We start from the raw sequence: 13823 nt of genomic DNA, 5'->3' as shown, positions 1-13823 counted from the left end.
GAGGACGCATGCAGGACGGGTTCGTGCCGTGGCCACCCGACTTCGCGGAGAGATACCGGCGAGCCGGCCACTGGACGGGGGTCTCCCTCCCGCAACGGGTGGCCGACCGTGCGGAGCGCCACCCGGACAGGACCGCCGCGGTGGACATGAGGCGCCGGGTCACCTACGGGGAGCTGCTCGACGAGGCCGACCGTATCGCGTCCGGCCTGCTGGAACTCGGCGTCCGCGGGCAGGACCGGGTCGTGCTGCACCTGCCGAACGTCATCGAGTTCCTGACCACCATGATCGCGCTGTTCCGTATCGGGGCCATCCCCGTGATGGCACTGCCCGGACATCGCCGGGACGAGATCCGCCACCTGGTACGCGCCTCGGACGCGGTGGCCTACGTCGGCCCGGACCGTTTGCAGGGTTTCGACCACCGGAAGCTGGCCCGCGAGGTTCGCGCCGACGCACCGGGGCTGCGGCACATCGTGATAGCCGGCGAGGCGGAGGAGCACACACCGCTGTCCGAGCTGGCCGGATCCGAACCGCGGGACCTGCCGATGGCCGACGCGTCCGAGGTGGCGCTGCTGCTGCTGTCGGGCGGGACCACCGGGGCGCCGAAGCTGATTCCCCGGACCCACGACGACTACGCCTACAACATGCTCGCGTGTGCCAGGGCGACCGGGTTCGACGAGAACGGTGTGTATCTCGCCGCGAATCCCGTGCCGCACAACGCCGCGCTCGGCTGCCCCGGCGTGCTGGGCGCGCTGCTCGTCGGCGGAAAGGCCGTCCTGGCCGCCAACCCCAGCCCCGGCCTGGTGTTCCCGCTCATCGGGAAGGAGGGCGTCACGCTCACCTCGCTGGTACCCGCGATGGCGCTGCTGTGGGCGGAAGAGGCGCTCGCCAACCCGGTCGACATGACCGGCATGACCATTCAGGTGGGCAGTTCGAAGTTCGGGCCGACCGCGGCGGAACGGGTCAGCAAGAACCTCGGGTGCCGGATCATGAATGTGTTCGGTACGGGTGAGGGACTGATCACCCACACGCGGCTCGACGATCCGCGGGAGGTCGTCTTCGGCACCGAGGGCAAGCCGCTGTCACCCGACGACGAGATCAGGATCGTCGACGCCGCCGACAACGCTGTCGCCCCTGGCGCGACCGGCGAGCTGCTCACCCGCGGCCCGTACACGATCCGGGGCTACTTCGCCGCGCCCGAGGCCAATCGCCGGGCGTTCACCGCTGACGGGTTCTACCGCACCGGCGATCTGGCCCGCATGACGGCGGACGGGAACATCGTCATCGAGGGCCGGCTGAAGGACATCATCCACCGTCTCGGCGAGAAGGTTTCGGCCGAGGAGGTGGAGGGCCACGTACTGACCCATCCACTGGTCCGGGACGCCGCGGTCGTCGGCATCCCCGACGAGGAGCGCGACGAGCGCATCCGCGTGTTCGTCGTCCTCGCCGCGGGCGCGGACGGCGCGGCGGCACCGCTCTCGTTGCGCGCGATCAGGGAGCACATCCGCCACCGCGGGCTGGCCCTGTACAAGCTGCCGGACGACCTGGTCGTCGTGTCCGATTTCCCCCGCACTCCCGTCGGAAAGATCGACAAGAGGCTTCTGCGTGAGGGGCAGCCGCGGTGAACGATCAGGCAGACACCGATCACTGTCCGGCGTACGGCGAAAGGCTCAGGCTGGACGAGCTTCTTGAGATCGCCTGCGTGCGCGACACTCCGGAACGTGCCCTGTTCTTCGGGGCCCACCAGGCATGCGAGATCTGGTTCGCCGTCGTCCTGCGCCACCTGGAGTCCGCATGTCAGGCGCTGACCGAGGGGGAAGCCGCCGCGGCCTGCGAACATCTGGAGCGGCTGCCCCTGATCATGACGGTGATCACCCAGCACTTCGAGGCATTTCGCGCGCTGACTCCGGATGAGTTCAACGCCATCCGGCTGACGCTCGGGACATCGAGCGGTTTCCAGTCCGTCCAGTTCCGCGAGATCGAGTTCCTCTGCGGGGCCAGGGACCACCGGCTGCTGAACATTCCCGGGCTGACCGACCGTGATCGGGCCCGTTTGCTCGGGCGCCTCGACGAGCAGTCGCTGGACGCCGCGTTCGGCGCGTACCGGCACCGTGCCGGTGCGGACGTCGAGCGGATCCGCGACGCGATGGCCGCCTTCGACGCCTCGATGCGTTTCTGCCGGGGGCGGCACGCCGCGGTGGCGGAGTCGTTCCTCGGCGGCGGGTCGGGCACGGCGGGCTCGTCCGGTGCCGCGTATCTGCGGCGCGCGGCGGCGCGCACCCTTTTTCCGGAACTCATGGCGGCCGAAGAGCCGGCGTCCCCCGAATCTCGTCACCGCGTTGATGAAGGAGTGCACAGTGATGTCTGCGAGCGGTACTGACAATCGGCAGGCGAACGACCCGGGCCGGAAGAAGCGCGTGGTGATCGTCGGCGGCGGTACGGCGGGATGGATGACGGCGTCCTACCTGGTGGCCGCGTTCGGCGACCGGATCGACGTGACCGTCGTGGAATCGGCCCGGATCGGCACCGTCGGTGTCGGTGAGGCGACATTCAGCGACATCAGGCACTTCTTCGAATTCCTCCAGCTGGCCGAGTCGGACTGGATGCCGGCCTGCAACGCCACCTACAAACTGGCCGTGCGGTTCGAGGACTGGCGGGAACCGGGGCATCACTTCTACCACCCGTTCGAGCAGCTCGGCTCGGTCGACGGGTTCCCGCTCAGCGACTGGTGGCTGCGCAGCCCGACCACGAGCCGGTTCGACAAGGACTGCTTTGTGCTGGCGTCGCTGTGCGACGCCGGGCGCTCGCCACGCTACCTCGACGGAAAGCTGATCGACCAGGGATTCGCCGAGCAGGAGCGTGATGAGACCTCGGCCCGGTCGACGATCGTGGAGTATCAGGGGACGCAGTTCCCGTACGCCTACCATTTCGAAGCAGCCCTGCTGGCGAAGTACCTGACGAAATACTCCACCCAGCGCGGCGTCCGGCACATCTCCGACGATGTCACGGATGTCGCGCTCGACGAGGACGGGTTCATCTCGCATGTGCGGACGGCCGGGCACGGACGGCTCGATGGCGATCTGTTCGTGGACTGTACGGGTTTCCGCGCGCTGCTGTTGAACAAGGCGCTCGGCGAGCCCTTCGAGTCGTACCAGGACACGTTGCCCAACGACAGGGCGGTCGCACTCCAGGTGCCGCTGGACATGGACCGCGAGCCGATGCGGCCCTGCACCACCGCGACGGCTCGGGAGGCGGGGTGGATCTGGACGATCCCGCTGGTCAGCCGCATCGGCTCGGGCTACGTCTACGCCAGTGACTACACCACACCCGAGGAGGCGGAGCGCACGCTGCGTGCGTTCATAGGCCCCGCGGCAGCGGACGTCGAGGCGAACCACATCAAGATGCGCATCGGCCGCAGCCGCCGTTCCTGGGTGAAGAACTGCGTGGCCGTCGGGCTGTCGAGCGGCTTCGTGGAGCCGCTTGAATCGACCGGGATCTTCTTCATCCACCACGCCATCGAGCAGATCGTCAAGTACTTCCCGTCCGGCCGCGACGACCATCACCTGCGGAATCTGTACAACGAATCGATCGAGCACGTCATGGACGGCGTTCGCGAGTTCCTGGTGCTGCATTACGTGGGTGCCAAGCGCGCCGACAACCAGTACTGGAAGGACACGAAGACGCGCAGGATCCCGGATTCGCTGGCCGAGCGCATCGAGATCTGGAAGCACAAGGTGCCGGACGCGCAGACCGTATTCCCGTACTACCACGGGCTTCCGCCGTACTCGTACAACTGCATCCTGCTGGGTGCCGGCGGTATCGAGGTCCGTCACTCGCCCGCACTCGACCTGGCCGACGACCGGGCGGCGCTGGCCGAGTTCGAACGCATCCGGCTGAAGGCGGAGAAGCTCGTCCAGGAACTCCCCACCCAGAACCAGTACTTCGCGAACATGCGCGCCGGCGCGGTCTGAAGGAGTGTCGACATGGACCGGGAAGCTCTGCGTGAAGTGGTGTCCGGCGTGCTCGGTATGGAACTGACCGCGGCGGACGACGACTGCGACCTCTTTGAGCTGGGCTTGCAGTCCATGGACCTGATGCGGCTGGTGAGCCGGCTCAACCGGGCTGGCCTCGACGCCTCGTTCGCGCGGTTGGCCGACGAACCGCGGCTGTCGGCCTGGTACGAGAGGGTGCTGCCCCTCAAGGGCGGGGAACCGGAGCCGGAAGCCGTCGAGGAGCATCAGGACGAGACGGACCGGGGCTACTCGCTGACCGCGGTGCAGCAGGCGTATCTGATCGGCCGTGCCGAGGGCCAGCCCCTCGGCGGCGTCGGCTGCCACAACTACATGGAATTCGATGTGGTCCGGCCGATCGGGCCCGAACGCCTCGACCGGGCCGTACGGGCACTGCTCGCACGGCATCCGATGCTCCGGGCGCGCTTCACCGACGACGCGACCCACCATGTCCTGCCGGAGTCGCCGTGGCCCGGTCTGACCGTCAACGACTTCCGCGCCCACACGGCTGCCGAGGCGGAGGCCGCGGCACTGGACCTCCGCGACCGGCTGTCACACCGGGTGCTGGACGTCGGCCGCGGAGAAGTCATCGACGTCCAGCTGACACGGCTGCCCGGTGGGGTCGACCGGCTCCACTTCAACACCGACCTCCTCGTCGCCGATCTGGCCAGTTTCCGGCTGCTGCTCGTCGAGCTGGCCGCCCTGTACGACGACCCGGTGAGCCTCGACGGGATTGACTACACATTCGGCCGGTATCTCGCCGACCGGGCCGCCGGCCGCCGTGCGGAGAGCGAGCGGGCACGCCCGTACTGGCAGCGGCGGGTTCCGTCGCTGCCGGGCGGGCCGAAGCTGCCGTTGGCGATCGACCCCCTGGCTGTCGCCGCCCCGCGCTTCGTCCGCCGGTACTTCGATCTCACGGCGGACGAGTGGCTCACCCTGGAGCGGCGGGGGAACAGCGCGGGCCTGACACCGGCGGTGGTCCTGGCCACCGCGTACGCCATGATCCTGAGCCGCTGGTCCGGCGACGAGCGCTTCCTGCTCGGCCTGCCGCTGTTCGACCGTGACCTCGGCGCGCACCCCGAGATCGAGCGCGTCGTGGGCGACTTCACGGGGCTGGTGCTGCTTGAGGTGAACCTCTCCGGATCCGGCTTCGAGGAGTGCGCCCGTGCCGTTCAGAAGCAGGTGCACGAGGACATCGGGCACGCGGCCTACAGCGGCGTCGACGTCCTGCGCGACCTCGCCCGCGACGACCTGGACTCGCTCCGCAGCGCGCCCGTCGTGTTCTCCCTCGATCTGTCGGCGCCGCTGATCCCGGACGAGTTCGCGGAGCGCTTCGGTGACGTGAGCTGGATGATCTCCCAGACGCCGCAGGTCTGGCTCGACCATCAGGTCTACCGCACCCGGGACGGCAGCGTGCGGATGGTCTGGGACGCCGTCGAGGAGCTGTTCCCGGACGGCGTCCTCGACACGATGATGTCGGCCTACGAGGCACTGGTCCGCGATCTGCTCCACGGCGAGTGGCAGGCCGCGCTGCCGGAGATGCCGTTGCCGGCCGCGCAGCGGATGACACGGACGGCGGTCAACTCGCAGGTACGTACGGTCACCGGGAACCTTCTGCACACGGTGTTCTTCGAGCGGGCCGCCGAGCGCGCCGGGCAGCCCGCCCTGCTGTGGGGCGACGGCGCATCGATGGCGCACGACGAGGTCGCTCGGCGCGCGCTCAGCATCGCGGGTGCCCTGGTGCGGCGCGGAGTCGGCCGCGGATCGTACGTGGCGGTGGTCGCGCCCAAGGGGACGCGGCAGATCGCGGCGGTGCTCGGGGTCCTGGCCGCGGGCGCGGCGTATGTGCCGATCGGTGTCGAGCAGCCGGCGGAGCGGCGCGCCCGCATCCTGGAGCTGTGCGGAGCCGAGGTCGTTCTCGACGGCAGTGGGCTCCTCGAACCGGCCGACGCGGACGGCGAGGTGCTCTCGATCGACGCGGCGATGCGCGCGCGGCCGCTGAGCGCACCGGTGCCGGCCGAACCCTCGGACACCGCGTACGTGATCTTCACCTCGGGCTCCACGGGCCTGCCCAAGGGGGTCGAGGTCAGCCATCGCGCCGCGGTCAACACCGTCGAAGACCTCAATGAGCGGTTCGGGATCGGGGCGGGCGATCGGGTGCTGGCGGTCTCCGCGCTGGATTTCGATCTCTCGGTGTGGGACATCTTCGGATTCCTCGCGGTGGGCGGCGCCGCTGTCCTGGTGCCGGAGTCCGGGCGGCGCGACGCCGCCGAGTGGCTGACGCTGTGCGGACGGCACGCGGTGACCGTCTGGAACACCGTCCCGGCCCTGCTTGAGATGCTGCTGACCGCGGCGGACGGGTCTCCGCTGGCCGACACGCTGCGCCTGGCCCTGCTGTCCGGCGACTGGATCGGGCTTGACCTGCCCGAACGACTGGCCTGGGCGACGGACGGCCGGTGCCGGTTCATCTCACTCGGCGGCGCCACCGAGGCCGCGATCTGGTCGAACGCGTATGAGGTCACCGAGGTTCCGGCCGGCTGGCGATCGATTCCGTACGGGAAGCCGTTGCGGAATCAGAAGTTCCGGGTGGTGGACGGACGGGGCAGGGACTGCCCGGACTGGGTGCCCGGCGAGCTATGGATCGGCGGCACCGGTGTCGCCCTCGGCTACCTGGGCGATCCTGAGCTGACCGCGACACGCTTCCCCGAGCACAAGGGCGAGCGCTGGTACCGCACCGGCGACCTCGGCCGCTACCGGCCCGACGGCAATCTGGAGTTCCTCGGGCGGCTCGACCATCAGGTGAAGATCAACGGCTTCCGGGTCGAGCTGGGGGAGGTCGAAGCCTGCTTGCAGGGGCATCCCGAGGTGGCTCAGGCCGTGGCCGTTCCGGTCACCGAAGGGCGCCGGGAACTGGTCGCCGCCGTGGTCGAACGCTCGTCGGCGCCGGACCGGGCCCGGGAGGACACGGACCGTACGAGGAACGCGTTCCTGCCGCCCGAAGCCTCGCGCGTGCCCGATCCGCATCTGCGGGAACACCAGTTGGTGGAGGTACTGCTGGCCGAAGTCGTCGCACCGCTGATCGGGACCGACGGCGTCCGCCCGCCGGTCTGCGACGAACAGCGTCCGGTGGTGGACATCTGGCTCGAGTACCTCGGGGAACGCCGCGTGCTCGTCCGCGGCGGCGGGACGTACTCGTACGGCGCCCGATGGGACGAGGTCACGGGTCCGGCGTGGATCGAGCAGGCTCGCGAGGCCGCCGGCGGGACGTGCTTCGAGCCCGTGGCCGCCGCGCTGGAATGGGCCGGGCCGCTCATGTCGGGCATCATGTCCGGCGACGCCGACGCCACCGCTCTGCTGGACGATCCGGTACTGGCTCCGGAGGCACTCGGCGATCTGATGCCGGCGACGGCCGCTTGTCTCCGGGACGTCGCGCGGGACCTGCGGGCACGAAGCGACGGTGGCGCGCGGGCGCGTGTCGCGGAGTGGGACGTGGCCGGTGGCCGTGGTGCCGCGCGACTGCTCGCCGAACTCGGGCCCGACGCGGTCGAATACACCCTGCTCGGCTCCTCGAAGTCCTCGCTGGCCAGGACCCGGACGCTGCTGGAAGAGCGGGGGCACCGCACCCGGACCGCATGGCAGAGCGCTGACGCCGTGGACGTGCGGCACCTCCACGCCTACGACGCCGTCGTCGCGAACAACGTCCTGCACCGCATGCCGGACCCGGAAGTCGCCGTGGCCACGCTGGCCCTGCTGCTCGCGCCGGGCGGACGCCTTTATTTGCTCGAACGCGCGCATCCGACGCCGCTCGGGCTGGTGACCGCGTTGCCGTTGGAAGCGCGTGCGGGGAGGTTCGCGGCGGGCCGTCCCGAAACCGCCTGGCTGTACGGCTCCGATCGGTGGCAGCGAGCCTGCGCCGAGGCGGGCCTGTCCGATGTCCGGGTCCTGCGCACCGGGACAGGCGGCGAGATCCTGCTCTCCGCGGACCGGCCCGGTACGGCCCGCGGGTTCGACGCGGCCGGGCTGCGCCACTGGGCGGCCGACCGGCTGCCGGAACACATGGTCCCGGCCCACTTCGCCGTGCTGCCCGCGTTGCCGCTCAGCGCCAACGGAAAGATCGACCGCCCGCAGGTGCGGACCATCCTCGAACAGTGCGTCGACCGGCCGCGTGACGTGGGCGATCCGCCGCGCGGCGCCACCGAGACATTCGTCGCCGACCGGTGGACGAAGCTGGTCGGGCTGGAGTCGGTGGGCCGGGACGAGAACTTCTTCAGGCTCGGCGGCGACAGCCTGATCGCGACGCGCTTCGTCGCCGAGGTGCGCGGCGCCTGGGGTGTCGAACTGCCCATGCGCGACGTCATCCGCACACCGACCGTCGCGGGGCTGAGCGTGCTGATCGACCGGCTCCGTGCCGCTGACGGATGCGAAGAGGGTGCGGTGTGAACGCCAACGACCTGCTTGAGGAGTTTTCCGGCGCCGGGATCCGCCTGTGGCGTGAGGGCGGGCAACTGCGATTCCGCGCTCCCCGGGGCGTCATGAACGACCGGCGTCTGGCGGAGCTGCGCCGCCACAAAGCGGAACTGCTGACCGTCATGGCGGACACCGGAGCCGGCTCCCAGGACGATCCGGTGTGGCTGGCCCGGCCCGACGAGCGGGAGCAGCCCTTCCCGCTGACCGATATCCAGTCCGCCTACCTTTTCGGCCGCAATCCCGCCTTCGGCTACGGCGGCGTCTCCTGCCACATCTATCAGGAACTGGACTATCCGGCAGGCCTGGACGCGGACCGGCTGCAAAAGGCGTGGGACGGTCTGGTCCGGCGACACGACGTCCTGCGGATGGTTGTCCGCGAGGACGGTACGCAACGTGTCCTGCCCGAACTGGGGGACACCCGTATCGCGGTCGCCGACCTTCGTGGAGCGACCGGTGACGAGGCCGAAAGAGCGATCAGCGGGGTGCGCGACGAGCTGTCGCACAAGGTGCACCCCACGGGTGAACGCCCCATGTACGAGCTGCGCCTGACCCTGGTCGCCGATCGCAGCGTCCTCCACCTGTCGGTGGATTTCATGGCGCTGGACTGGCTCAGCATGCAGCACGTGCTGACCGAGCTGGACCGCCGTTACCAGCAGCCGGAGTGTGAACTGCCCGAGATCGACGCCACCTACCGGGACTACGTTCTCGCCGAGCGCCGGCTGCGTGACACCGGCCAGTACGCGCGCGACCGCGCGTACTGGTGGAACCGTGTCGACGAGCTGCCCGGGCCGCCGGTGCTGCCGCTGCGCGAGGACCACGATCCGGCCACGGCGCCACCGCGGTTCCGCCGCCTGGCGACGACACTGGACAACCGCGTGTGGCGGTCGTTGAAGGCCCGCTCCGCCGAGCAGGGGATCACGCCGGCCAACGCGGTGCTCGCGGCGTACGTGGAGACGATCGGCCGCTGGAGCGGCGCCGAACGATTCTGTGTCGGGTTGCCCGTGCTCCAGCGCATGCCGTTGCACCCGCACGTGGACCGGCTGCTCGGCGACTTCACTTCGCTGAGCCTTCTCGCTGTCGACCGGGAAGGCAGGACGAGCTTTGCCGAACGCGCCCGACTTCTGGGCGAGCGGGTCTTCGACGACCTCGATCACCGGCTGTACAGCGGGGTCGAAGTGCTGCGTGAGATCGCCCGCCGCCGTGGCCGAGAGGAGGCGATGCTGCCGGTGGTGTTCACCGGCAGCATCGGTGTCGGTGTCGGTGTCGGTGGCGACGCGGTGTCGGTGGCGGGCAGGAAGCCGCGGCCGTCGTACGGAATCAGCCAGACGCCACAGGTGTGGATCGACTGCCAGGTGGGCGACCAGTCCGGCGGCCTGGACATGAACTGGGACGTGCGGGAGGGGATCTTCCCCGACGGCATGGTGGACGACATGTTCGCCACGTTCGAGGCGTTGCTGCACCGGCTGGCCGAGCGCGCCGAGACCTGGACCGCGGTGGATCCGCAGCCGTTGCCCGAACGGCAGCGCACCCTCCGCGCCGCGGTGAACGCGACGGCGGCGCCGGCGCCGGCGGGCCTGCTGCACGAGCCGCTCGTCGCCTACGCGCGGGAATTCCCCGACCGGGTCGCGGTGATCGACACCGCCGGGTCGCTGACGTACGGGCAGTGGCTGGGCGGCGCCGCCGCGGTGGCCGAGCGGCTCCGGGCCGCTGGATGCGGCCCCGGTGACTTCGTCGGTGTGCTGATCGACAAGTGCCGGGCTCAGGCCGTCGCCGTACTCGGTGTGCTGCTCGTGGGTGGCGTGTACGTTCCGGTCGACTCCGGCCAGCCCCGGATCCGACGCGACCGCATTCTCACCGACAGCCGCACCGGGTTCGCGGTCGTCGCCGACGCCGCGACCGCCGAACTCCCGCAGGGCGTAAGGGCGGTGGCCGTGGCCGGGGTGCGGCCGATCCCGGTGTCCGAGATCCCCCGGGGCCCCCGGACGGCCCCCGGGGAGCTGGCCTACGTCATGCACACCTCGGGTTCGACCGGAGTGCCCAAGGGGGTGATGATCAGCCACCGCGCCGCCCTCAACACGGTGCTCGACATCAATCAGCGCTTTGGCGTCAGCGGCTCCGATCGCGTTCTGGGGCTGGCGGCGTTGAGCTTCGACCTGTCCGTCTACGACCTGTTCGGCCCGCCGGCCGCCGGTGCCGCCCTGGTGCTGCCGGACCCCGCACGCCGCGGTGATCCCTCGCACTGGGCCGAGACGCTGGCGGCGCACGGGGTGACGCTGTGGAACTCGGTTCCCGCGCAGTTGCAGATGCTGCTGCACTATCTTGACGCCGAATCCGCCGAATCCGCCGGCCTCGGGAAGCTGCGGCTGGCGCTGCTGTCGGGCGACTGGATTCCGCTGACCCTGCCCGGCCACGCCGGACGGCACCTGCCCGACGCCGAGCTGGTCAGCCTGGGCGGGGCGACGGAGGCGGCGATCTGGTCGATCCACCATCCAGTCAAGACCGTCGAAGCGCACTGGCGCAGCATTCCGTACGGGATCCCCCTGGCGAACCAGCGTTTCCACGTGCTCGATACCGCGCTGCGCGACCGGCCCGATCTGGTCGTCGGCGAGCTGTACATCGCGGGCACCGGCCTGGCGACCGGCTATCTCAACGACCCCGAGCGGACCGCGGAGCGATTCATCCACCACCCGGAGACGAGAGAGCGGCTCTACCGCACCGGTGATCTGGGCCGCTACCTGCCGTCCGGCGAGATCGAGTTCCTCGGCCGCGCGGACCAGCAGGTCAAGATCCGCGGACATCGGATCGAACTCGGCGAGATCGAGGCGGTGCTCGGTGAGCACCCGATGGTGGACACGTCCGTAGTCCTGGCGGCAGGCAGCAGCGCGTTCGAACGGGCCCTGGTCGCCTTTGTGATGCCACGGCAGCGGTCCGGATCCGTCGAGCCCGCGGAACTCGTCGGATGGGTGGCCGATCGGCTGCCGTCGCACATGGTTCCCGCGCAGGTGCGGCTCGTCGGCACGCTGCCGCTGACCCCGAACGGCAAGGTCGACCGCGCGAAGCTGCTCGCGTCGGCGCCTTCCGCCGCACCGCGGAACGAGTCTTCCGAGCCACCGCGTCCGGGCCTGGAGCGGCGGATTGCCGAACTGTGGGGCGCGGTCCTCGGTTCCGAACCGCCGAGCCGCGAAGCGGGATTCTTCGACACCGGCGGTGACTCGCTGCTGGCGGCGCGGCTCGTCGGGCGGGTGCGCGAACTCGTTCCCGAGGCCGCGGACGTCACCTTCGACATGCTGCTGCGGGCTCTGCTGGACACCCCTTCGGTCGCCGGCCTGGCACAGTGGCTGCGATCCGGTGCCGCGGCGGCACGGGCCACGGAGCCGGCCGCGACGGCCCGGACATCGTCGCTGATTCCGCTGGCCGGGTCCGGGGCGGGTCCGGTGCGGCTGCTGGTGCACGACGGATCGGGCACCCTCGGGCCGTACCAGGCGCTGATCGGCGAACTCGGTGCCGACACCACCCTGCTGGGGCTCGCCGCGTCCGGCAGCGAACGTTACCTCGGCCCCGCCGCCCCGGACCTCATCGAGGAACTGGCCCTCGGATACGCCCGTGAGGTACGGGCCGCCGGGCACGACAGCGTCGAGATCATCGGCTACTGCCTCGGCGGCCCGATCGCCCTGGAGCTGGGCCGCGCCCTGGGTGAAGCGGATGTGACGGTGCGGCGGCTGACCCTGGTCTCCAGCTACCGGGTTCCCTGCCTGCCGCACGACGACCTCACGGTCGACTACGCCTTCGCCCGGACGATGGGCGCCGACCCGGCGGCCTTCGACCGGCCCGCCGAGGCGCCGGCCGTCCCGGCCGAGGGCGCCACCGGGAGGCTGGCGGGCGACGAGCCGCTCGAACCGGTCCCCGCGCGGTTCCACGCCCTTGGGCAGCGGGACGCCGCGGAACGGCGGGAGGAACTGCACCGCGCGCTCGGCGACCCCGTCCAGGTGGCCGCGAGACATGCCGTCTTCGCGCGGATCCTTGAGGCGGTGACGCGCTACGAGCCGCTCCCGTACGCGGGGGACATCACCTTTCTGCGCCCCGTGGAGCCCGCGCACATCATCCCCGGCACGCGGGACGACACAAGCGATTTCTGGCGCGGGGTGTGTCTGGGGGAGATGACGGTGGCCGACGTTCCGGGCGATCACTTCAGCTGCCTCCAACCACCCCACGTGACGCGCCTGACGGACGTTCTCACCGCGCGGCCGGCGGAGCGCCGATGACCCGCCCGATGCGCGTGGTCGTCTGCGGCACACGCTTCGGCCGGATATACGCCGAGGCTCTCGCCTGCGCGCCCGAGGGCTTCCTGCTCGCCGGCATCCTGGCACGGGGCAGCGCCCGCTCCGTGGCGCTCGCCCACGCGTACGGCGTCCCGCTGTACGACTCCGTCGAGCAGCTGCCCGACGACATCGACGCGGCGTGTGTCGTGGTGTCGACCGCGGTCGGCGGCGGGCGGGGCGCCGAACTGGCCAAGGCCCTGCTCGAACGCGGAATCCATGTGCTTCAGGAGCATCCGGTGCACCCCGACGAGCTGGCCGATTGCCTGCGGGTGGCGCGCAGGACCGGGACCCAGTACCTGCTGAACACCTTCTACCCGCATCTCGAACCGGTGCGGCGGTTCACCTCGGCCGCCCGCGAGCTGGTCCGGCTGCGCAAGCCGGTGTTCGTCGACGCCATGTGCGCGGTGCAGGTCTCCTTCGATCTGCTTGACATCCTCGCTGAGATCTTCGACGGGCTGCGCCCATGGTCGATCGCCCCGGTCGCCGGCCATGCCGGTCGCCCACTGGCCGGTGTGGACGCGCGGGTCGCGGGTGTTCCGCTGACGCTGCGGGTGGAGAACCGGATGCAGGCGGGCGACGACAGCACCAGCCTGTTCCTGCACCGGATCACCATCGGCACCGACGCGGGCAACCTGATGCTGGTCAACACCCATGGTCCGGTGATCTGGAGCCCGGTGCTGCGCCTGCCGGGCCCGGACGCTCTCGGGCCGACCGGCGCCTACGTGGGTGCGGCCGAGACGCCCGCCTGGGCGGTCGCCGTCGATGAGGTGTGGGGGGAGGGGGTGCTGACCGTCATGGATGAGCTGCGCGCGCGGATAGAGGCGGGCGCGGATCCGCTGCGCGGCCAGCAGCGCCATCTGGCCGTCGCCGGTGCCTGGAAGGAGCTGACCGAGGCCCTGGGTTATCCCGCGGCCGCCGAACCGGACCCCGGGGAGACGCTGACGGTCGCTGATCTCTGGCCCTCGGAGCGTGCGGCGAAGTACAGTAATATTTGTACGCGTACGAATGGAGGGTGATGAACGCGATCGAC

Annotated in this window: 6 protein-coding genes; all 6 read left to right on the top strand. The window is 70.5% G+C overall.

The features are described from left to right. The first annotated feature begins 8 nt into the window (after window positions 1-8). From DVK44_RS09655 to DVK44_RS09630, 6 genes are read left to right on the top strand one after another with little or no spacing between them, the layout of a single operon-like run. A complete protein-coding gene (locus tag DVK44_RS09655; protein WP_114659286.1) occupies window positions 9-1622 on the top strand; it encodes a (2,3-dihydroxybenzoyl)adenylate synthase in 1614 nt (537 codons plus the stop codon). Continuing rightward, on the top strand, window positions 1619-2377 hold the full coding sequence (locus tag DVK44_RS09650; protein WP_114659285.1) for a tryptophan 2,3-dioxygenase family protein: 759 nt from the start codon (window positions 1619-1621) through the stop codon (window positions 2375-2377). Before DVK44_RS09655 ends, DVK44_RS09650 begins: the two co-directional genes overlap by 4 nt. Continuing rightward, window positions 2358-3968: a tryptophan halogenase family protein gene (locus DVK44_RS09645; RefSeq protein WP_114659284.1), complete on the top strand. Its 1611-nt coding sequence runs from the start codon at window positions 2358-2360 to the stop codon at window positions 3966-3968. The genes DVK44_RS09650 and DVK44_RS09645 overlap by 20 nt, the downstream gene beginning before the upstream one ends. A gap of 12 nt (window positions 3969-3980) precedes the next feature. Next, window positions 3981-8447 (top strand): non-ribosomal peptide synthetase, encoded by a 4467-nt coding sequence (locus DVK44_RS09640; RefSeq protein WP_114659283.1) that lies wholly within the window; start codon window positions 3981-3983, stop codon window positions 8445-8447. After that, on the top strand, window positions 8444-12736 hold the full coding sequence (locus tag DVK44_RS09635) for a non-ribosomal peptide synthetase (protein WP_228447064.1): 4293 nt from the start codon (window positions 8444-8446) through the stop codon (window positions 12734-12736). The genes DVK44_RS09640 and DVK44_RS09635 overlap by 4 nt, the downstream gene beginning before the upstream one ends. After that, the gene (locus tag DVK44_RS09630) at window positions 12733-13809 is read left to right on the top strand and encodes a Gfo/Idh/MocA family oxidoreductase (RefSeq protein WP_114659281.1); all 1077 of its coding nucleotides are present in this window, start codon (window positions 12733-12735) and stop codon (window positions 13807-13809) included. The genes DVK44_RS09635 and DVK44_RS09630 overlap by 4 nt, the downstream gene beginning before the upstream one ends. Window positions 13810-13823: the final 14 nt, after the last annotated feature.

The organism is Streptomyces paludis (genome assembly GCF_003344965.1).
Taxonomy (GTDB): Bacteria; Actinomycetota; Actinomycetes; order Streptomycetales; family Streptomycetaceae; genus Streptomyces; species Streptomyces paludis.
This window is presented reverse-complemented; position numbering and strand designations above follow the sequence as displayed.